18 protein-coding genes and 1 pseudogene are annotated in these 21,330 nt (G+C 68.5%); 10 read left to right on the forward strand and 9 right to left on the reverse strand.

Annotated elements, in window-relative coordinates; all coding sequences use genetic code 11:
• Positions 1-189 precede the first annotated feature (189 nt).
• Positions 190-1,407 carry a glycoside hydrolase family 16 protein gene (locus BM417_RS36750; protein ID WP_093604088.1) on the forward strand — a complete coding sequence of 406 codons (1,218 nt, stop codon included), beginning with the start codon at positions 190-192 and terminating at the stop codon, positions 1,405-1,407.
• A 96-nt stretch (positions 1,408-1,503) separates the two neighbouring features.
• Here the strand turns inward: BM417_RS36750 and BM417_RS36755 are convergent, their stop codons facing one another.
• From BM417_RS36755 to BM417_RS36765, 3 genes are read right to left on the reverse strand one after another with little or no spacing between them, the layout of a single operon-like run.
• The gene (locus tag BM417_RS36755) at positions 1,504-2,361 is read right to left on the reverse strand and encodes an ornithine cyclodeaminase family protein (RefSeq protein WP_093604090.1); all 858 of its coding nucleotides are present in this window, start codon (positions 2,359-2,361) and stop codon (positions 1,504-1,506) included.
• A 25-nt stretch (positions 2,362-2,386) separates the two neighbouring features.
• Positions 2,387-2,599, reverse strand: a complete 213-nt coding sequence (locus tag BM417_RS36760; RefSeq protein ID WP_093604092.1) for a DUF397 domain-containing protein — start codon at positions 2,597-2,599, stop codon at positions 2,387-2,389.
• Positions 2,600-2,609: 10 nt separating this feature from the next.
• The gene (locus BM417_RS36765; RefSeq protein ID WP_143138963.1) at positions 2,610-3,440 is read right to left on the reverse strand and encodes a DUF5753 domain-containing protein; all 831 of its coding nucleotides are present in this window, start codon (positions 3,438-3,440) and stop codon (positions 2,610-2,612) included.
• On the opposite strand from BM417_RS36765, the gene BM417_RS36770 reads away from it, so the two are divergent.
• Together BM417_RS36770 and BM417_RS36775 are read left to right on the forward strand one after the other, a co-directional pair.
• The gene (locus BM417_RS36770; protein ID WP_143138964.1) at positions 3,439-3,756 is read left to right on the forward strand and encodes a zinc finger protein; all 318 of its coding nucleotides are present in this window, start codon (positions 3,439-3,441) and stop codon (positions 3,754-3,756) included. The two genes, BM417_RS36765 and BM417_RS36770, sit on opposite strands and share 2 nt — an antisense overlap.
• Positions 3,738-3,989, forward strand: coding sequence for a hypothetical protein (locus BM417_RS36775; protein WP_143138965.1), 252 nt, complete (start codon positions 3,738-3,740; stop codon positions 3,987-3,989). Before BM417_RS36770 ends, BM417_RS36775 begins: the two co-directional genes overlap by 19 nt.
• A 4-nt stretch (positions 3,990-3,993) precedes the next feature.
• Here the strand turns inward: BM417_RS36775 and BM417_RS36780 are convergent, their stop codons facing one another.
• Positions 3,994-4,842, reverse strand: coding sequence for a DODA-type extradiol aromatic ring-opening family dioxygenase (locus BM417_RS36780; RefSeq protein WP_093604100.1), 849 nt, complete (start codon positions 4,840-4,842; stop codon positions 3,994-3,996).
• A gap of 23 nt (positions 4,843-4,865) precedes the next feature.
• On the opposite strand from BM417_RS36780, the gene BM417_RS36785 reads away from it, so the two are divergent.
• The 3 genes from BM417_RS36785 to BM417_RS36795 all read left to right on the forward strand — a co-directional run bounded on the left by BM417_RS36785 (position 4,866) and on the right by BM417_RS36795 (position 10,327).
• Complete coding sequence (locus BM417_RS36785; protein WP_093604102.1) at positions 4,866-7,979, forward strand: phosphodiester glycosidase family protein; 3,114 nt, start codon at positions 4,866-4,868, stop codon at positions 7,977-7,979.
• Positions 7,980-8,027: 48 nt separating this feature from the next.
• On the forward strand, positions 8,028-9,710 hold the full coding sequence (locus BM417_RS36790; RefSeq protein WP_093604104.1) for a DEAD/DEAH box helicase: 1,683 nt from the start codon (positions 8,028-8,030) through the stop codon (positions 9,708-9,710).
• 80 nt (positions 9,711-9,790) lie between these two features.
• On the forward strand, positions 9,791-10,327 hold the full coding sequence (locus BM417_RS36795; RefSeq protein ID WP_093604106.1) for a hypothetical protein: 537 nt from the start codon (positions 9,791-9,793) through the stop codon (positions 10,325-10,327).
• A 4-nt stretch (positions 10,328-10,331) separates the two neighbouring features.
• Here BM417_RS36795 and BM417_RS36800 read toward each other — a convergent pair whose 3' ends face one another.
• From BM417_RS36800 to BM417_RS36820, 5 genes are all read right to left on the reverse strand, one after another.
• Positions 10,332-11,069: a methyltransferase domain-containing protein gene (locus tag BM417_RS36800; RefSeq protein ID WP_093604108.1), complete on the reverse strand. Its 738-nt coding sequence runs from the start codon at positions 11,067-11,069 to the stop codon at positions 10,332-10,334.
• 190 nt (positions 11,070-11,259) lie between these two features.
• Entirely contained in the window at positions 11,260-14,661 is a 3,402-nt protein-coding gene (locus tag BM417_RS36805; protein WP_143138966.1) for a S8 family peptidase, read from the reverse strand.
• Positions 14,662-14,725: 64 nt separating this feature from the next.
• Positions 14,726-15,124, reverse strand: a complete 399-nt coding sequence (locus BM417_RS36810) for a VOC family protein (RefSeq protein ID WP_093604112.1) — start codon at positions 15,122-15,124, stop codon at positions 14,726-14,728.
• Positions 15,121-15,921: a helix-turn-helix domain-containing protein gene (locus BM417_RS36815; protein WP_218164679.1), complete on the reverse strand. Its 801-nt coding sequence runs from the start codon at positions 15,919-15,921 to the stop codon at positions 15,121-15,123. The genes BM417_RS36810 and BM417_RS36815 overlap by 4 nt, the downstream gene beginning before the upstream one ends.
• A 10-nt stretch (positions 15,922-15,931) precedes the next feature.
• Complete coding sequence (locus BM417_RS36820; protein WP_093604113.1) at positions 15,932-16,906, reverse strand: ROK family transcriptional regulator; 975 nt, start codon at positions 16,904-16,906, stop codon at positions 15,932-15,934.
• 38 nt (positions 16,907-16,944) lie between these two features.
• Between BM417_RS36820 and BM417_RS36825 the strand changes: the two genes are divergently transcribed.
• The 4 genes and pseudogenes from BM417_RS36825 to BM417_RS36840 form a co-directional block, all read left to right on the forward strand.
• The gene (locus BM417_RS36825; protein WP_093604115.1) at positions 16,945-17,952 is read left to right on the forward strand and encodes a Gfo/Idh/MocA family oxidoreductase; all 1,008 of its coding nucleotides are present in this window, start codon (positions 16,945-16,947) and stop codon (positions 17,950-17,952) included.
• Positions 17,949-18,419 carry a heme-degrading domain-containing protein gene (locus tag BM417_RS36830; protein WP_093604117.1) on the forward strand — a complete coding sequence of 157 codons (471 nt, stop codon included), beginning with the start codon at positions 17,949-17,951 and terminating at the stop codon, positions 18,417-18,419. The genes BM417_RS36825 and BM417_RS36830 overlap by 4 nt, the downstream gene beginning before the upstream one ends.
• Positions 18,420-18,824: 405 nt before the next feature.
• A complete protein-coding gene (locus BM417_RS36835; protein ID WP_218164680.1) occupies positions 18,825-20,231 on the forward strand; it encodes a family 2B encapsulin nanocompartment shell protein in 1,407 nt (468 codons plus the stop codon).
• Between the two features lie 35 nt (positions 20,232-20,266).
• Positions 20,267-21,301 (forward strand): annotated as a pseudogene (locus BM417_RS36840) (terpene synthase family protein); the annotation flags it as partial.
• Between the last annotated feature and the right edge of the window lie 29 nt (positions 21,302-21,330).

Raw genomic sequence — 21,330 nt, forward strand, 5'->3', positions numbered from 1 at the left:
GGTTCGGTCCCTCCGGAGACGCGACTTCGAGTTAAGCAGTCTTAAATCCGCTGGCAGTCCCCTAGATCACTTGAGAGCGCTCTCATCTGACAAATTCGTGAAAACCTTTACAAGTTGACCGAGGGTCACGGCGCGACAACACTTCCGAACCACTGGGCGCACAACTCAACACCCGGAAAGGTCGGTTCGATGCAGCGACGCATCGGGACGGCCCTTGCCGCTGCCTTGATGGTTGCCGCAGGGATCACCGTCGCCACCACCAGCCAAGCTCCCCCTGCCAACGCGGCGGTGACCTGGGCCGACGAGTTCAACGCTCCCGCCGGTTCAGGTGTCGACGGCGGCAAGTGGAACATGGAAGTGGGCAACAACAACGGCAACAACAGGGAAAGCCAGTGGTACCAGTCGGGTACCTCCAACGCCGCGCACGACGGCCAGGGCAACCTGGTCATCACCGCCAAGCGCGAGAACCCCGGCAACTACAACTGCTGGTACGGACGGTGTGAGTACACGTCCGCCCGCATCAACACCGCGAACAAGTTCACCCAGACCTACGGCCGGTTCGAAGCGCGGATGAAGATGCCGCGCGGCAAGGGAATCTGGCCGGCGTTCTGGATGCTGGGCGCCGACATCAACACCGGCAACCCGTGGCCGGGTTCCGGCGAGATCGACGTCATGGAGTTCCTGGGACACCAGACGAACACCGTGTACGGCACGATCCACGGCCCCGGTTACTCCGGCGCGGGCGGCAAGTCGCACGCCTACAACGGCCCGAACTTCTCCGACGGTTTCCACAACTTCGCGGTTGACTGGAAGCCGGGCGAGATCACGTGGTCGGTGGACGGCAACGTCTACGCCCGCAACACGCCGACCGACGTCAACGGCAACCCGTGGGTGTTCAACAAGCCCTTCTTCATCATCATCAACCTCGCGGTCGGTGGTGAGTGGCCGGGCTACCCCGACGGCAGCACGACGTTCCCGCAGCAGCTCGTGATCGACTGGGTCCGCGTCTCCAACGACACCCCCAGCGGTGGTGGCTCGGAGATCCGCGGCATCGGCGGCAAGTGCCTCGACGTGCCCTGGGCGAACACCGCCAACGGCACGCCCATCCAGATCGTCGGCTGCAACGGCAACGCCGCGCAGAAGTGGAGCCGTCCCGGTGACGGCACGATCCGCGCGCTGGGCAAGTGCCTCGACGTCAACGGTGGCGGCACCGCCAACGGCACAGTGGTCCAGCTTTGGGACTGCAACGGCTCGGCTGCCCAGCAATGGGCCGTCAGCGGGGCACAGGACATCGTGAACCCGCAGGCCAACAAGTGCCTGGACGCCATCGGTGGTTCCTCGGCCGACGGCACGAGAACCCACATCTGGGAATGCCTCGGCGTCGCCAGCCAGAAGTGGCAGGTCTGAGGTCTCTCCACGTCAGGTTGCGCATGGCCTGACACGGAGAATCACGGCGCTGGACGTGAACCCCCGCGGCGGATGGGTTCACGTCCAGCGCTTCTTCTATGCCAAAAGCCTTGCCACAGCCCAGTCCTGCACCGCGACGCCGACCGACTTGAACACCGTCCGGCCTTCTCGCAGCGGCGGATTCCCCAGTGCCGCACCGAGTTCGACGAGCGACTCCAGCCTGAGCACACCGGACTGCACGGCCCGGATGATCTCACCGGCCTCACTGAGCGCGGCCTCGACCTGGTCCACCACAACGACTCCGGCGGTCGCCAGCAGTTCCTCGGGCAGCTCCCGCATCACCGGCCGATACGACCCGATGGCGTTGACGTGCACCCGTTCCTTGAGCGAGTCGCACCGGAACAACGGCACGGTCGACGCCGTCGCACAACACACGATGTCCGCGCTCTCGACCGCGTCGTCCGGGTCGTTCGCCACGTCCATCACCGTGTCCGGCAACTCGTCCTTCATGCTCTCCAGCAACGCCTCGGCCTTCTTGGCGTTCCGGTTGAACACGACGAGCTTCTTCAACGGCCGCACCGCGTGCACGGCCCGGATCTGGTCCGCCGCCTGCGCCCCGGCCCCCAGCAACGCCAGGTGCGACGCGTCGTCGTCGGCCAGCAGATCCGTTGCCACGCCAACAACAGCGCCAGTCCGCAGCGTCGTGAGCGACACCGCGTCCGTGACGAACTGACCGTCCGGATGCGAGTACACGACCGTGCCCGTGATCACCGGATCCCGTTCGATCTCGATGCTGATCACCTTGACCGCCGTGGACCGCGTGGGCCGGTGGTGCACCGCCATCACGAGCGACTGGCTGTCGCTGAACGCGTGCCGCGCGGGCAGGTCGAACTCCTCCGCGCTGAGCCCGACGAACGCGGCACGGACGGCTTCGATCGCTGCGGGCATCGTCATGGTTCGGATGGTAACGACCGCCGGTTCAGCGCTCCCGCGTGACGCCCGCCAGGAACGCGGTCCAGGCGTCGGCGTTGATTTCGATGTGTGCGGCCGGCGCCTTGCTGTCCCGGATGCCGATGCCGATGGCGACTTCGACGCACTCGCTGGCGTTGGCGCTGTAGCTGCTCTTGCGCCAGGCGACCTCAAGGCAGTCGCTGGCGTTCGCGCTGAAAGTGCTCTTGCGCCACTCGGCCATCCGTGTCTCCTCAACCGATGATGTCTTTGATCAGACTCCTCGATTGTTCCTCGTCCAACGCCGTCCGGGCGAGTGATTCGGCCACCGCGTCGTAGCTCTTGATCGGCAGCGGCGACTCGATGATCAGGCTGGCGTTCTCGCTCTCCACGAAGACGACCGGCTCGATCTTGTGGAACCTCATCAGGTTGAAGCCGCCCGCGTGCCCCGCGTGCGCCCCGATCGACGTGGGTATCACCCTGATGACGACGTACTGCCGCATCGACACCTTCACCAGGTACTCCAACTGGGCACGCATCACCTCCTCACCACCGACCGGCGTCCTGAGCACGGATTCGTGGAGGTAGAACGTCGCCTTCAGTCCCGGCCGCAGCGCCTCCTGCCGTGCCACTCGTGTCGCGACGCGCTCTTCCACCTCGTCCTCGGGCACGTTCGCGTTCGCCGCGATCACCGCACGGGCGTAGTCCGGAATCTGCAACATGCCGTGCACCAGCAACGGCAACCAGCTCACGAGCGTCTTCGCGATCGCCTCGTGCTGAACGAGAGTGCGCGGCAGGATCGGCTCCGCGGCCCCGTGTTCCTGAAGCCATCCCTTGACGTTCGTCGCGCGGAAGAGCTTCATCAGGTGTTCCCGCTCGTCCGACGGCGTCCGGCACGCGCCCAGCAGCAACGCGAGTTCCAGTTCGGTGGCACCGCCCTTGCCGTTGATCAGGTCGGACAGCTTGGCTTCCTGCCAGTCGACGATTTCGGCGATCTTGCGCGAGGTCATGCCCGTGGCGGCGATGGCGGCGCGAAGCCCGTCACCGAACTCCCGACCCCTTGCAGTGGAGAATCTTTTCGGCATGGCGAGGACCGTAGACCCATTCTCAGGGGCTCCAGAACATTTACCGCTAACACAACCCAAAAGGGCGTTAGCTTGGAGCTCCTCCAAGTTGCAGAATAATCCTGTGAGATTTCGATGGACGCCCCACGAAGGGCGGCGACACGCCATCTCCGACGAGCCGGCCAGGGGGCAGCTCGTCGAGACACTATGCGGCGATCCCTTTGTGCCGCAAGAGTTCAGCCTGTGGCGAGACAAGATAGTCTGGCCGACGTGCTGGGACTGCGACGGCATCTGGCGCGAGAACGAGGGGATCCTGCCGTGGCCGCGGAAATCCTGACCGAAGACCTTCTGCGCATATCTCTTCAGCGCCTCTCGCGTGAGGTGGTGAAGACTTATCCACAGTTCGGTGAGCTGCTCGCACAAAACATGTTGCGCACGTGCGGCCTGATTCCCGATCTCGAACGCGCCGCGCACTATCGCGATCTGGGCACGTTGCTCATCGACCTCGGCCGCCTCTATCAGGCGGAGGCCGACCTTCTCTCCACCGTGGAGGCGCCGCCGCCGGCTTGAGGGCCTAGCGCGCGGACATCACGACCGCGCGGCCGCTGGTGTCGAACTCGTGCGCCAGCGTCGTCAGGCCCTGCCCACCGGCGGCCCACGCGGCCGTCCAGGTGAGGCATTCCGCCGCACCGTTCCCGCCGCGCTCGACCAGATCGACGTCGATCGAGTCGAGCCACTCCCACGCCGTGCCGCCGATCCCGGCCAGGAAGGACTCGTCCCACGTGCGCACCAGCTCACGAATCGTGCCCTCGGAGCGGGCCTTCGAGTTGACGGATTTGATCCACTCCTGGCGCTCCTCCTCGGTGAGCACCACGCCGGTCTCGGGTTCGCGGAAGCCCGGCAGGTCGTGCGCCAGCCCACCGGAGCCGACGTAGAGCACGCGCTTGTCCGCGAAGAACTCCCCGACGCGGCGTCCCAACGACGCCGCGCGGCGGAAGGTCGCGTGCGGCGGTGAGGCGCAGTTGATGAAGATCGGCAGCACCGGCTTCGAGGAGATCGTGCCCAGCAGGTCGCGGGTCGTGTGGCCGAACGCGTGGTCCAGGGCCGCGCTGTAGGCCGTGGCGATGTCGAACTCGTGCGCCACGAGGTCGGCCACCAGCGCGCGTCCCAGATCTGCGGGCACGTCGTAGGAACCGGTGGGTCCAGCGACGTCGCCCTGGGCGGTCGCCTCCAGCACCACGGCGAAGGTCGGGACCACGGAACGGAAAGCGCGCCGGTGGTCGGTGCCGAAGAAGACGACGAGCTCGGGATCGAACTCGTCAACGGCCTCGCGGGCGGCACCGATCGCCGACCGGACCGGGCCGTGAGGTGCGCTCGGCAGAGTGATCAGGTGCGAGGCGCAGACCGTTAGGCGTTTCTTCACCGGGCCAGTCTAGGTTCCGGGGCGTGACGAGACGTGCACTTGCGGTGATCATCACCGCTGCCCTGCTTGCGCCCGTTTCCCCCGCTCACGCCGACGTCGACAGACGCATCGAGACCGAACGGACCGAGAGACCCGTCGCTCCCGGCGTCACCCTCAGCTCGTTCGACTGGTACGAGGCCGACGGGTGGGTCCGCGGGGACGCGCTGGCCGTCGACCTCACGAAAGCTCAGGTCGGGTACGTCGATCCCGGCACCGTGTCGCAGGCGGCGCCGCTCTCACGGCAGACGTCGAGAGCGGTCGCGGCGATCAACGGCGACTTCTTCGACATCAACAACTCCAACGCTCCCGAAGGCGTCGGCGTCCAGGACGGCCGGCTGCGCAAGTCCGGCGAGGGCAGGGCCGTGGGCATCGACGCGGCCGGTGTCGGCAGCGTGATGGAGACCTTCTTCGAAGGCACGCTCAACGGCACGCACGAGCTGACGCAGCTCAACAGCGCGCGGATCGACGTTGACGGGATCGGCGTCTTCAACCCGTTGTGGGGCACGTACAGCAGAGCGCGCGCGACGCAAGGTGCGGCCAACACGGCCGAGGTGATCGTCAAGGACGACGTCGTCCAGTCCGCGGGGAGCCCGAGCGCGACGCCCGTCGAGGGGTACGCGCTGGTCGGCCGGGACAAAGGCGCGGACGTGCTCAAAACCCTCAAGCCGGGCGACCGCGCGGACATCGCCTACCGCAGCCGCACCAGCAACGGCAGCGAGCCGAGGACGGCCATCGGCGGACGCCAACTCCTGGTCAAGGACGGCAAGAACGTCGCTCCGGCCGACCCTCTGCACCCGCGCACGGCGGTCGGGTTCTCCGCGGACGGCAAGAAGATGACGATGCTGACCGTCGACGGGCGGCAGGGCGCCCACCTCCAGGGACTCGACCTCCAGGACCTCGCCGACGCGATGATCGAACTCGGCGCGCACAACGCCCTCAACCTCGACGGCGGCGGCTCGTCGACCATGCTCGCCCGCGAACCCGGCACCACCGAACTCAAGGTCGTCAACACGCCCTCGGACGGCGGCGAACGCCCGATCCCGAACGGCCTCGCGCTCTACGCCCCGGCCGGCACCGGCCGGCTCACCGGCTTCGACGTGCAGACCGCGAGCACCCGCGTCTTCCCCGGCATGACCCGCAGGATGACCGTGCGCGGCCACGACGAGACGTTCGGACCGGCCACGAACAACGAGCACGTCACGCGCGCGACGGGCGGGTGGGCGATCGGCGACACCTTCCACGCGGCACCACACGGCGGACCGGCGTCGTTCACCGCCTTCCGCGGCCTCACGACGAAGACCGCGATGCTCACCGTGCTGGGCAAGCTCACCAGGCTCGCACCGGAGAGCCCCCGGATCAGCCTGAGCGAGAACGAGAGCAAGCCGTTGCGCGTCAACGGTTTCGACGCGAAGGGTTTCAGCGCGCCGATCGAACGGGCCGACCTCGACCTCAGCTACGACCGGAGCGTCATCGAGGTCACCCCGGACCTGCGGATCAAGGCGCTGAAGACCGGCGCCACGACGATCAGGGCGCGGTCCCAGGGCAAGGAGACGCGGACGGCGGTCACGGTCGGCGTGCACGACCAGCCGCTCGCCGCGTTCGACGACGCTCCACAGTGGACCTTCGGGTCGGCGCGTGCGACCGGCAAGGTGGAACCGGAGCCGAACGGCCACACCGGTGCGGGACTGAGGCTGAGCTACGACTTCACGCAGTCGACCGGCACGCGCACCGCCTACGCGGTCCCGCCGAAGCCGATCCAGGTCGACGGGCAACCCCTGTCGCTCGCCGCCTGGGTCAGCGGCAGCGGCCAGGGCGAGTGGACGGCGTTCACCGTCACGGACTCGACAGGACAGTCGCGGTCGCTCTACGGCCCCTACGTCACCTGGCACGGCTGGCGGCAGATCGAGGTCGCGGTGCCGCCGGAGCTCAAGTTCCCGGTCCAGGTCACGAGGTTCTACACGATCGAGACCAAGGCCGACCGGTCGTACAAGGGTGAGGTGATCGTCGACGACATCGTGGCGAGAGTGCCTCCGGCGGTCACCCTGCCACCCGCCCCGGACCTGCGCGAGGACGTGATCGGCCCGGCGGAGGGCTGGAAGTTCGCGGTCATGTCCGACGCCCAGTTCGTGGCCCGCAACCCGGACAGCGACCTCGTCCGGTCCGCCCGCCGCACGCTCAGGGAGATCAGGAACTCCGGCGCGGAGTTCGTCGTGATCAACGGTGACTTCGTCGACGAGGCGTCCCCGGAGGACCTGAAGCTCGCGCGCAGGGTTCTGACCGAGGAGCTGGCAGACTTCCCCTGGTACTACGTGCCGGGCAACCACGAGATCATGGGGCCGGGCACGATCGACGGCTTCCGCCGCGAGTTCGGCGTCACCCACCGCACGTTCGACCACAGGGGCACCAGGTTCGTTCTGCTCGACTCGTCGACCGGGACGATCCGGGGCGGCGGCTTCGAGCAGATGGAGATGCTCCGGAACGCGTTGCAGACCGCCGAAGGCCAAGCCGTCGTGATGATGCACCACCCGCCGCGCGATCCCACGCCCGCGCGCACGAGCCAGCTCGCCGACCGGCTGGAAGCCTCCTACTTCGAGCGGCTGTTGTCCGAACGAGACAAACCCACGGCGTTCATCGGCGGGCACGTCGGCGGGTTCTTCGCGTCCACTGTGGACGGCGTGCCGTTCGTGATCAACGGCAACTCCGGCAAGGCACCCGCGGAGGCGGGCGGGTTCACCGGCTGGACGCTCGTAGGTGTCTCCGGAAACAGCGTCAAAGCCGAGATCCGGCCTCATGTGGACGCACTCCAGGTGCACGTTCCGTCCACCCTGCGCTCCGGTGCCACGGAAACGGTTGCGGCGACGGTGAAACAGGGATCCCGGTCGGTGCCGGTGCGGTATCCGATGGGCGCGGTGTGGGAAGGGTCACCTGGTCTGCACGTGGGCGCGGCGGACGGTATCCGGCCCTGGCACGTGGCTTGGCTCGAATCGGACACCGGTGTCCTCACCGGAATAAGGCCTGGTCAGGTCAAGATGTCGGTCACGGTGAACGGCGTGACGAGCAGCGCGGACCTGCGTGTGAACCTGCGAGAGGCGGCTTGACCTGGTCTGAGTGAGTGCGGTGTGAGGCGGTGAGGGAAGATACTCCCCATGACCACCGCCGACAACGGTTCCGCCGACAACGGTTTCGCCGACCTGGGGCTGCGGCCCGACCTCCTCAACGCCCTCAACGCGCTGGGCTACGAGGAGCCGACGCCGATCCAGAGCGAAGCGATCCCGCCGTTGCTCGCGGGTAACGACCTGCTGGGCCAGGCGGCCACGGGCACGGGCAAGACGGCGGCGTTCGCGCTCCCGCTGCTCGAGCGCATCGCCGACAGGATCGGCAAGGGCGAGAAGCCGCTGGCCCTCGTGCTCGCGCCGACCCGTGAGCTGGCCGTGCAGGTGTCGGAGGCGGTCCACCGCTACGGACGCCACATGGGCGCACGCGTCCTCCCCATCTACGGCGGCCAGCCCATCGGCCGCCAGCTGCGCGAGCTGTCCCGCGGCGTCGACGTGGTGGTCGCGACCCCGGGCCGCGCGATCGACCATCTCCAGCGCGGCACGTTGCAGCTGGGCGACCTCCGGGTCGTCGTGCTCGACGAGGCCGACGAGATGCTCGACATGGGCTTCGCGGAGGACATCGACGCGATCCTGAGCGAGACGCCCGCCGAACGGCAGACCGTGCTGTTCTCGGCCACGATGCCGCCGCGCATCGACCGCATGGCCAAGAGCCACCTCCGCTCGCCGGTGCTGATCCAGATCGAGCGCGAGAAGACGGAGCCGGGCGAGGCCCCGCGCGTCCGGCAGACCGCGTACCTGGTGCGCCGCGAGCACAAGCCCGCAGCGCTGGGCCGCGTGCTGGACGTCGAGTCGCCGACCGCCGCCGTCGTCTTCTGCCGCACCCGCGACGAGGTCGACCAGCTCACCGAGACGCTCAACGGCCGCGGCTACCGCGCCGAGTCGCTGCACGGCGGCATCAGCCAGGAGCAGCGCGACCGCGTCATGTCGCGCCTGCGTTCCGGCACCGCCGACCTGCTGGTGGCCACCGACGTCGCCGCCCGTGGCCTCGACATCGAGCAGCTCACGCACGTCGTGAACTACAACGTGCCGTCCGCCCCCGAGGCGTACACGCACCGCATCGGCCGCGTGGGCCGCGCCGGCCGTGAGGGCGTCGCGATCACCCTGGTCGAGCCGCGCGAGAACTCGATGCTCAAGACGATCGAGCGCGTCACCAAGACCAAGATCCCGGTCGAGAAGGTCCCGACGGTCGCCGACCTGCGCGCCCGCCAGCTGGAGCTGACCCGCTCGTCGCTGCACGAGTCGCTGCTGGAAGACGACCTCTCACGCTTCCGCGTCGTGGTCGAGACCCTGGCGGACGAGTTCGACGTCATGGAGATCGCGCTCGCCGCGGTCAAGCTCGCGCACGAGGCCTCCGGTGCCGCCGCCGACGAGGAGGAGATCCCGGAGGTCCGCCCCCGCGAGGACCGTCCGCGCCGCGACGGCGTCGGCGCCCCCTCCGGCCCGCGCCGCGAACGCCGTGGCCCGACCGAGGGCATGACCAGGCTGTTCCTGGGTGCCGGCCGCTCGTCGGGCATCCGGCCGCAGGACATCGTCGGCGCCCTCACCGGCGAGACGAACCTGAAGGGCCGCGACATCGGCGCCATCGAGATCGCCGACCGGTTCTCGCTGGTCGAGGTGCCGGGCACGGCCGCGAACGACGTGATCGAGCAGCTGCGCGACGCCACGATCAAGGGCAAGCGCGTGACGATCCGCCGCGAGCGCCAGCCCCGCTAGTAGTACTGTCGAAGCAGCCCCTCCGGACGAGTTCCGGAGGGGCTGTTCTCGTACCGGACAGAACACCGCCTGGGGGCACCGTGAACTACCACTACTTCGCCCGCGTCAACTCGTCGCACCCGTCTGTGGACGAACCGTCCATCGTCTGTCGCCAGTGGACGGACGAAGAGGGCCGTGCGCACGAGGAGGAGTACACGCAGAACCTCAGGTGGGAGGCCTGCAACACCGTGCACCTCGTTCGCAGCGGCAAGATGGACGGCGAGATCCATCCGGTCACCGAAGAGGCCGCCCGGCGGTTCGAGGAGCTCCAGGCGGCTCGCGTCCGGAGCTACGAACCCGCCGACGGCCAGTACTTCTACTCCCTGGTCGTGACCAGCCTCCACCCGGTGGAGAGTCCTCGCGCGCTCCTGCGGACCTGGCTCAGTCCCCAGGGCTACTCGATGGAGCAGGTCTGGACGCCGACGGCCGGCTGGCTGAAAAGCATCTACATGTACGAGCTCGCCAACGACCACCTCGACGGTGAGGCTTTGGGCATCGCGGAGGAGGAGGTCGAGCGGTACAAGGAGATCGCCCGACAGAACTACCTCGGGGTCACCGGCGGGACCGAGGACCGCTAGGAGCTCACGGCTTCCGGGCCTCGACCAGGAACCGCGTGGAGGTGCAGACGAACTCGCCGTGCTCCCGGATGTGCTCGTGCATGGCCCGAAGCCGGTCCCGATACCCCTCCACGGTGAACCCCGGCACGGTCCACAGCACCTTCCGCAGGAAGTGCACCACCGCGCCGACGTCGAAGAAGGCCACCCGCAACGCCGCCGGTTCCAGCCGGAGCACCTCCAGCCCGGCGGCTTCGGCCTCGGCGCGGGCACGTTCGGTGCCTCGGGCCTCGCTCACCGGCTGCGGTCCCATCATGAAGTCCGTGAGCCCCGAATTCGTGCCCGCACCGATCTGCTGCGAGAAGTAGGTCCCGCCGGGCCGCAGGACCCGCCCGATCTCCCGCCACGGCGTCACCACCGGGTGCCGGCTGATCACGAGATCGAACGACGAGGACCGGAACGGCAACGGACCGTCGTCGGGCGCCTGCACGACGAGCGGCAGGTTCTTCGACGCCACCAGGGCGTTCGGGGGCCACGACTCGGTGGCGGCCATCAGCGGCGGCAGCACCGAAGCGGACGCGGTGACCTCTCCCCCGCCGGTCTGCAGGTCCAGCGCCGACGAGACGGCCGCGAGCCGCGACGCGATCAACCCGGCGTAACCCCACGGCGGGCGTTCCTCGGTGGCCCGGCCCTCGAACCACGAGAAGTCCCAGCCCTCCAGCGGCACGGCCGCGCCCTCGGCCACCAGCTCCTCGAAAGTCCCCATGGACCCACATGCCACCACAGCGGCACCGAACCGGCCACCGAGAAAATGCGGCACCTGCCCCGGGCGCAGAGACGCCGCGTCCCTGGATCGTCTCGCGCACGGCGGGGCAGGTGCCGCAGGGGGTTATAACGACCGAACGGCCGCGTGGTTACGCCCTACAGACGCAATACACACGACCGTTCGGCCTATTTCAGCGCAGGCGATAGGCCCGCAGCACCGTTTGGTCGACGGTGTTGCCGTCCGTGTCGGAAGCCACCACGCGCAACGACACGAACCCACCCGCCGCTCCACCGGCCGGTACCAGCGACTTCACCGGCACCCAGGTGACCCCGTCGTCGAACGACGCGTACGCCTGCAGTGAGCGCAACGAGGCGTTGCCCGCGCCCGCCTGACGCGACGCGGTGAACTTCGCCGGCATCGGCGCACCGGCCTTCCAGCTGTTGCGCAGGTCGACCGGCAGCGAGTAGTCGACCTCCAGCAACGGCAACTTGCCGTCGGCGGCGCCGGAGAACTCCCACGTCGTCTTCACGCTCGTCGACAACGCCAGCGTCTCGCGGGAGGCGTCCAGCAGGAGCTTGTACCGGCCGTCGCGGGCGGGGGCGTGGAACGAGCCCTGCCGGACGTCGGACCAGCCCTGCGCGACGCCGTTGTGCTGGAGTTCGAGCGTTCCCCAGCCGCCGCGGTGCCAGTTCTCCACCCAGGTCGAACCGCCGAACGGCGAGATCCTGGAGTTGATCAGGTCGCCCGACCGTTCGACGCCACCGCCGTCCGCCCACGTCACGAGCGGCGAACCGCCGAGCCGGGGTGACGTGACCGCGCGGAGGTTGGTCCGCTCGTACTTCCTGCCCGCCTGGTAGGTCATCGGTGCGAGGTCGGCCCACGAGGTCGTGTCCGGGTCGTCGCCGGCACCGGAGCTGCGTCCGTCGAAGCCCTCCTGGTACCAGGTGCCCGGCGTGAAGTACTCGGTGCGCTGCGCGGGAGCTGAGATCCGTTCGTCCAGCACGTCGCCGAGAGTGCCGTTGACGACCGGGGAGTTCCGTTCCAGGACGGAGCCGTCCGCGCCGGACGTGTGGTAGCGCGCCTTGACCTCGGCGAGGTCCGAGTGCCGGATCTTCCTGGTGCCGGCCGGCAACGCGCCCTTGTCCCGCAGGAACAACGTGTACGAGACCGGCGAACCCGCGATGGCCCGCAACGTCAGCTTCGCCGGTGTGGTGGTCACGTGGTGTTCCGCCACGGTAATCACCGGAATCGCCGTCTGCTGGTCGTAGCCGAACGGCACCGGCCCCGCCCACAGCACGGCGACCGCTCCGGCGTCCTTCATCTCCTGGGCGACGGCGTAGGGGTCCTCGCCCGCCTGACGGACCAGGGCGAGCTTGCCGCGCACGTCGGCGCCGCGTTCGGCCACGTCGAGCTTGTGCTCACCCGGCGGCAGGTACTTGCTGCCTTCGTAGTACCGCACGGGGAACCCGCCGGGAACCGAGACCAGCGGCTGTCCGCCCTTGAGCCCGGAGTCGTAGGTCAGTTCGGGCAGCGGCGCCCCGAACGACAGGCCGTACAACGGAACCCGGCCGTCGACGATGCTGGCGACACCGCTGATCTTGCCGGGCTTGAACGGCACCGCGAGCGTGGCGTCGCGGTACCAGACCACCGAGTCGCGTTCGGGCAGCTCGACGCTGATCTGCTTGCCCTGCCTGGCATCCAGCGCGACGGACACGTCCGCGTTCAGCGAGACGCGGCCCGCCACCTCGGTCGCGGAGACCGGCGTGAACCAGGCGTAGTTCGGCGTCAGCTCGTCGATGCGGCCGATCACCGCGTAGTCCGCGACCGGCAGCCGGGACGTTCCGACGCCGTCCACGATGGAGAGCACCGACGCTTCCTGCGTCGACATGTTGACCACGACGACGAACTCGCTCGGGACCGGCTTGCCGTCGCGTCCGGTCATCGACACCTTCAGTTCGTGCCGTTCCTCCTGCACGTACGCGCCGACGGCGGTCGTCACGGAGACACCCTCAGCAGAAGCCTTGAGGTGCCCGAAGAACGTGCCGTTGCCCTTGCGCGGATCCAGCACGACGTCGACCGCGGCGCTGCCCTGAGCCGGCACGGTCACCGACGCCGGTACCGCGAAGTCCGCGCCGAGGTTGTGCTGCAACGCCAAGGTGAGCGGCTCGGTGCCCGCGTTCGAGTAGGTGATCGTCTTGGTGAACGTCTTGGTGTGTGGCCATTGCAGCAGCCCGAACGACAGGCTGCCCACCGACGCCCGGACCTGCTGCTTCACCGCGCGTTCGACGTCGAGCAGACCGGTGCCGACGCTCGTGGGAGAGTCCGCGACCGGTTTGGCCGTCGCCATCAGAGCGGCCTTGAGCTCGGCGGCCTTCCAGGTCGGGTTGCGCTGCGCGAGGACCGCGGCGGCACCGGCCACGTGCGGCGTCGCCATCGACGTACCGGTCAGCTTCGCGTGCAGGTCGTCGACCGCGTGGTCCCACAACGTGTTCTCGGCGCGTGCGGCCACGATGTCCGTGCCCGGCGCCGCGATGTCCGGCTTGACCGCGTAGTCGTTGATCCGCGGACCGCGCGACGACCACTCCTGCAGCGCGCCCTGCTTGGTCATGTTCGCCACGGCCAGTGCCGCGTCGGCCGCCGCCGGTCCGGAGACCTGCCGCCGGGTGCCGTAGTTGCCCGCCGCGATCACGAACAGCGCGCCGGTCTCGGCGGTCAGCTCGTTCACCTTGAGCGACAACGGGTCCGTGCCGTCGGACTGGTCGCCGCCCAGCGACATGTTGACGACCTCGGCCTTGACGTCGCGCGCCGCCCACTCCATGCCGGCGATCACCGCGCTGTCGAAGCAGTACTCGGCCTCACAGACCCGGCCCACCGCGAGCGAGGCGCCCTTCGCGACGCCGACGTACTGGCTGCCGCGCCCCGCGACCGTGGCCGCGACGTGCGTGCCGTGCCCGACGTTGTCCTGGATGCCCGCCGGGGTGAAGTCCTTGGACACCGAGACGACGCCCGCGAGTTCCGGGTGCTTCTGGTCGTAACCCGTGTCGAGGACCGCGACCGTGACGCCGGTGCCGTCGAACCCGGCCTGCCACGCACCGGGCGCCCCCACCATGGGAACGCTCTCGGTCAGCGAGAGCTTCGACTTGCCGTCGAGCCACAGCTTCTCGGCACGCGACGTGCTGGTGCGCCGCGCCGTCCACTGCTGCGCCGCGTCCTTCTTCTGCACCGCGCCGGCCGCACGGAAACCGTTGTTCAGCAACGGAATCCGGTCGATCTTGTCGTCGGTGTACCCGTAGCCGTGCAGCGAGGTGACGTCGAAGAAGCGCTTGTCGACGCGATCCTGCCCCACCGCGTCGACCGCGTCCGCCGGCACCACGTACTGGTGGTCGTTCTGGACGTACTGGGCGAACTGCATGCCGGGCCGACCCTCGACCCTGACGAGTTCCCCGCGCTCGTTGACCACGACCTTGTCACCGCTGATCAGCGTGATGGTCGAGGTCTGCTGAGCTCTCAACGGTTCCGCCTGCGCCGTCGCCGCCGGGCTGAGCAGCCCGGCGGCGAGAGCGGCGATCACCGAACATCGTGCAAGACGCACGTGTCCTCCCCTGGGTGTGAACCTCTCCACCCAGGGAGACTCCGAACTCCGCGTGAAGGTTGCCTCACGCTCCGCGATAGGTGCCGAAGCTCCAGCGGTTGCCCTCGGGGTCGGCGACGGTGAAGCCGCGCGAGCCGTAGTCCTCGTCGCGCAGACCGCGGATCTCGGTCGCCCCGTGCGCCAGTGACTGCGCGTGGAGCTCGTCGGGCCGGTCGGTCACCACGTAGATGGATCCGGCGCCGGCCTTGGTCGCCTCGACCTCGCCGACCGATCGCACGGCGGACCCGAGCATGACGCCGCCGCCCTCGGGCCAGACCATCTCGCAGTGCACGACCTCGCCGTCGGCCTCTCCCGGCACGACGAGGTGCTCCTTGAACCCGAACGCCTCCACGAGGAAGCGAACGGCGGCGGGAGCGTCCTGATAGGACAAACAGGGCCAACAGGTAGGTGCGGGTGTGCTCATGACGGCAACTCTGCGCTCTGACCGTGCTCGCTGCCTTGTACGAATGGAAGCTCGGCCGCGATCCACTCGGTCGGGGTCGCCCCGCACAGCGCGCGCCAGTCCCGGTTGAAGTGCGCCTGGTCGGTGTAGCCGCAGGCAGCGGCCACTTCCGTCAGCGTGGGCCGCCGTTCGCCCCGCAGCATCCGGTTCGCCCGCTCGAACCTCATCACGCGGCCCATGACCTTGGGCGTGAGCCCGTACTCGGCCGCGAACCGCGCGCTCAGGTGCTGCCGGCTCCACCCGACCTCGGCGGCGATCTCCGCGACCGGCGCCCCCGCCGCGAGCCGTTGCCACGCCCACGCCACCTCGACCTGCTGCCGCACCGGCCTGACCATGCTGTCGAACATCAGGTCCAGCCGGGCGAACCGATCCGTCCACGTCGGCGCGTCCTGCAGCCGTTCGCGCAGCTCGGCGGCCGGCGCGTCGAGGGAGTCGAGCCCGACGGTGGTCGCCGCCAGCTCACCGGCCGGCATGCCGAAGAACGCGCGCATGCCCAACGGCGTGAGGGCGCACTGGACGCCGTGCTGGAACCCGTCGTGGGTGATGATCACGGCCTCGTCGTGCAGCCCGCCGCACAGCGTGGCGAACCGACCCTCGGACAGGTCGACCGTGCCGTCCATCGTGACGACGAGCGTGAGCGAGCGCGACGGCAGGCCGCGGTGAATGCCAGGCTCGGTGCGCATCCGATACCCGGAGTACCGCGTGACGAACGGCCGCAGCCGCGGGTGCGGCAGGCCGATGACGTGCTCGACGTCCACACCGCCGATGCTAGAACAATTCGCCCAGGACCAGCAGCCCCGCGCCCACCGGCACCAGGTCAGGGCCGTAGGACGTGACGCTCACGTCCACGTCCGGCATCGCCCGCAGGTACAGTTCCGGCGTCTCCAGCACCCTCCGTCCACTCAGGACGATCTGGTCGAGGTCCAGCAGCTGCACGAGGTTCGCCACCGCCGCACCGAGGACACGCGCCGCCTCCGTTCCGGTCGCGGTCGCGTGCACCGCCTCGACGCACCCGCGCCGTCCACAGACGCACAACGGCCCGTCGAGCTGGATCGTCGTGTGCCCGAACTCGCCCGCCCCCGACCGTGCGCCGCGATGCACCTCTCCTCCGAGGAGCAGGCCCACGCCCAGACCGGTGCCCACGAACACCAGCGCCGCGTCCTGCAACGGTCGGCGCCACGCCTCGGCGAGCACGGCCGCGTTGGTGTCCTTGTCGACGACGACCGTCAGCCCGAGCCGTTCCTCGGCCAGCGCCTTCAGCGGAACCGAGGACCAGCCGGGCAGGCCGTTCGGCGACGCCACGCCGTCGCGGAAGTCCAGCGGACCGGCGATGCCGATGCCGAGCCCGAGCACCTTCTCCCCGACCGGGACCAACGGCTCCAGGGCGTCCAGCACGTCGTCCGGCGTGAACATCGGGGCCAGCGGCGCGACCGCCGCCGACACCACCTCGCCGGTCAGGTCGAGCTTCACCACCCGCAGTTCGTCGCGGTCGACGTAGGCGCCGTACGCGTAGGCACCGCCGGCGGCGAGCCGCAACGACATCCTGGGCTTGCCGCGGCCCCCGTCCCGCACGGCGCCGGTCTCCTCCAGCAGGCCCGCCGAGATGAGCCGCGCCACGATCTTCGACACCGCCTGCGGCGTCAGTCCGGCCTGATCGGCGATGGAAGCCCTGCTCAGAGCCCCGGAGCGGACGAGTCTGAGCACGGTCCTGTCGTTGTGCGAACGCAGCGAGGTGAGGTCCACGGTCGCAATTATTCAACAGCGTTGCTTTAATCGGAAGCATGACTCGAGTCGGACTTCTGGGCTACGGCATCGCGGGGCGGGTCTTCCACGCCCCGCTGATCTCCTCCACGGACGGCATGGACCTCGTCGCGATCGTCACGGCGAACCCGGAGCGGCAGGCACAGGCTCGTGCCGCGCACCCGGACGCGAAGATCGTCACCGCCGACGAGCTGTTCGAGCTGGACCTCGACCTCATCGTCGTCGGCACGCCGAACAAGACGCACGTCGAGTACGCGAAGCGCGCCATCGACAAGGGCGTCGCGGTCGTCGTCGACAAGCCGTTCGCGCCGTCGTCGGCCGAAGCCGCGGAACTCGTCGCCGCCGCACAGGCCGCACAGGTACCGCTCACGGTCTTCCAGAACCGCCGGTGGGACAGCGATTTCCTCACCCTGCGCAAGATCATCGGCCAGGTGGGTGAAGTTCGGCGGTTCGAGTCTCGATACGACCGCTGGGTGCCGGAGATCTGGGACAACTGGCGCGAGTTCGGCGCCCCGGAGGAGGCCGGCGGCCTGCTCTACGACCTCGGCGCACACCTCGTCGACCAGGCGTTGCAGCTGTTCGGTCCGGTCAGGAACGTCTACGCGGAACTCGACCGGCGCCGCCCCGGCGCGCAGGTGGACGACGACGTGTTCGTGGCGCTGACGCACGAGAACGGCGTCCGCTCCCACCTGTGGGCCAACGCGCACGCGGCGAACCTCGGGCCGCGGTTCCGGCTGCTCGGCAGCGAGGGCGCGTTCGAGATCAGCGGCCTGGACGAGCAGGAGGACGCGCTCGACGCCGGTCGCCGCCCGACCGACCCCGGCTGGGGTGAGGAGTCCCGCACCGGACGGCTCGGCATCCTCGACGACACGACCGAGATCGCCGTCGAACCCGGTGCGTACCAGACCTTCTACGCCGAACTTCAGGCCGGACGGATCCCCGTCGACCCCGCAGGCGCCGTGGACGCGCTGCGGGTCATCGAGGCCGCTTTCCTTTCCGCACGCGAGAACCGGGTGGTGTCCCTGTGAGCCTGTCCAGCGAAGAACTGCTCGCCCAGGAGCGGAAGCTCCAGTTCACGCGCTTCGGCAACGACGTCGCGATCGAGCTCGGCCTGCACCTGCTCGCCGCCGCCAGGGAACAAGGACTGCCGATCGCGATCTCGGTGCAGCGCAACGGGCATCGGCTCTTCCACGTCGCGCTGCCCGGCACCGCGCCGGACAACGACAGGTGGCTGGAGCGCAAAGCGCGTGTCGTCGACCTGTTCGGCCACAGTTCGTTCTACGTTGGCACGACGTTCCGCGAGAAGGGCTCGACGTTCGAGGCCGAGTCGGGTCTCGACCCGGAGCTGTACGCGGCGCACGGCGGCGTCTTCCCGGTGATCCTTCGCGGCACGGGCCCGGTCGGCACCGTCGGCGTCTCCGGACTGCCTCAGGCGCAGGACCACGCGTTCGTCGTCACCGAGCTGGAATCATTCCTGAACGGTCGCGACGCGTAATAGCACGAATAGCCGTGGGTACAAAATCCGGTTAACGCTTACCAGTATCACCGAGAGGCGCAACGTCGTATTGATACACACCACTTCGAGTGGATTGCACTCCACTCGAAGTGGTGTTGCATATCATCCGGACCAGCCCGATCAGTGCGCTCGAAAGAGTGATCCTACTGGGCCAAACGAGTACCTTATTCCATACTTGCGCGAATAGCAGTCGGTCACTCGCCTGCCGATACAAGAGCGGTTGCGTGCGGCGGCAGTTGTACGCTCCGTAGCATCATCAGGCGTAAACCACCCACCCGAATGTCGCCTTTTTGGCCCCTTCACAGTTCTCATCAGCGCGAACTAACGTCCGTTCCGGCTTATCGGATTGGTCCATTAGCGCATTGAGATAGGTGGGTGTGGGTTGTGACTGTGACGGATTCTGACCTCAATGAGGGCCGTCAGCAGCTGAGTTTGGGCACGGCCGCCGCACGTAATCTGGCCACGACCACCAAGTCCGTCCCGCAGATGCAGGGAATCACTTCCCGGTGGCTGCTCAAGGTGCTCCCCTGGGTGCAGGCCGCGGGTGGTGCATATCGCGTCAACCGGCGTCTCACCTACACGCTGGGCGATGGCCGCGTCTCGTTCACGAACATCGGCGCGGAGATCCGCGTCGTGCCGATGGAGCTCACCGAACTCGCGCTGCTCAAGGGCTTCGACGACGAAGAGGTCCTCGCCGCGCTCGCCGGCCGCTTCACGCAGCAGGAGTTCGGCATCGGCGACGTCATCGTCGAGAAGGGCCGTCCGAAGGACTCCGTCGTGCTGATCGCGCACGGCAAGGTCGACAAGATCGGCACCGGCGAGTACGGCGGCGACACCGTGCTCGGCAACCTCGCCGACGGCCAGTACTTCGGCGAGACCGTGCTGGCGGGGCCGCAGGGCGAGTGGGAGTACACCGCCAAGGCGGTCACCCCGGTCACCGTGCTCACCCTGTCGTGGGAGGACTTCCAGGCGCTCAACGGGGAAGCGGGCGGCCTGCGCGCACACATCCAGCAGACGTTCAACAGCCGCAACAAGCCCCAGGACGAGTACGGCGAGGCCGAGATCGGCATGTCGTCCGGTCACGACGGCGAGCCCGTGCTGCCCGGCACGTTCGTCGACTACGAGCTCTCGCCGCGCGAGTACGAGCTGAGCGTCGCGCAGACCGTGCTCCAGGTCCACAGCCGGGTCGCGGACCTCTACAACAACCCGATGGACCAGGTCGAGCAGCAGTTGCGGCTCACGATCGAGGCCCTGCGCGAACGCCAGGAGCACGAGATCGTCAACAACAGGTCGTTCGGCCTGCTGCACAACGCGGACCTCAAGCAGCGCATCCACACCCGTTCCGGCCCGCCCACCCCGGACGACTTCGACGAGCTGCTGTCGATCGTGTGGAAGGACCCCGGGTACTTCCTCGCGCACCCGCGCACGATCGCGGCGTTCGGCCGTGAGCTCAACAAGCGCGGCCTCTACCCGCAGCACATCGACTTCCACGGCCAGCAGGTGCCTGCCTGGCGCGGCGTCCCCGTGCTGCCGTGCAACAAGATCCCGGTCTCCGACACCCGCACGTCGTCGGTGATGCTGATCCGCACCGGCGAGCAGAACCAGGGCGTCATCGGCCTGCACCAGACCGGCATCCCGGACGAGTACCAGCCGGGCCTGTCGGTGCGGTTCATGGGCATCAACGACCAGGCGATCATCAACTACCTGGTCAGCGCCTACTACTCGGCCGCCATCATGGTGCCGGACGCGATCGGTGTGCTGGAGCACGTCGAGCTCGGTCGCGAGGGCTAGCCAAATTGAGTTCTGAACGGGTGGCCTCCTTCACCATGCCGGAGTTCTACGTGCCGCACCCGGCGCGGATGAACCCCCACCTCGAACGCGCCCGCGTCCACTCGACGCAGTGGGCGCGGGACATGGGGATGCTCGACACCGGGGTGTGGACCGACGAGATCCTCGCGGGCGACGACTACGGGTTCATGTGCGCGTGGACCCATCCGGACGCGCCCGCGGAGATCCTCGACCTCATCACGGACTGGTACGTCTGGGTCTTCTACTTCGACGACGAGTTCTTCGCGGAGTTCAAGCAGACCAAGGACGTGGCGGGTGCGAAGGCGTATCTCGACCGGCTGCCGGCGTTCATGCCCCTCAACGGCACGGACCCGTGGCCGGAGCCGCAGAACCCGACCGAACGCGGCCTCGTCGACCTGTGGCAGCGGACGATTCCGCTGATGTCGCAGGACTGGCGGCGCCGGTTCACCACGAGCACTCACAACCTGCTGCTCGAGTGCATGTGGGAGATCAAGAACATCGAGAGCGGCACGGTCGCCAACCCGATCGAGTACATCGAGATGCGCCGCAAGGTCGGCGGCGCGCCGTGGTCGGCGAACCTGGTGGAGGTCTCCGAAGCAGCCGAGGTGCCCGCGTCCATCGCGGGCACCCGGCCGCTGCGGGTCCTGTCCGACACGTTCTCCGACGCGATCCACCTGCGCAACGACATCTTCTCGTACGAGCGGGAAGTGTTGCGGGAGGGCGAGAACTCCAACGGGGTGCTCGTGTTCGAGAAGTTCTTCGGCCACGACACGCAGACCGCGGTCGAGGCCGTGAACACGCTGCTGACCTCGCGCCTGCACCAGTTCGAGAACACCGTCTTCACCGAACTGCCCGTGCTGTTCTCCGAGAACGGCGTGGACCCGCTGGAGCAGGCGCGCGTGCTCAAGTACGTGAAGGGTCTGCAGGACTGGCAGTCCGGCGGGCACGAGTGGCACCTGCACGCGGGCCGCTACACGAAAGTCGAAGGAGGCGCGGGCAACTCCGCGTTCTTCCGCACGATCCTGCGCGGGCCGACCGGCCTGGGCACGTCCGCGGCGTGGCTGGGGGTGGCTCGTGGTTG

It is taken from the genome of Lentzea waywayandensis, assembly GCF_900115955.1.
Taxonomy (GTDB): domain Bacteria; phylum Actinomycetota; class Actinomycetes; order Mycobacteriales; family Pseudonocardiaceae; genus Lentzea; species Lentzea waywayandensis.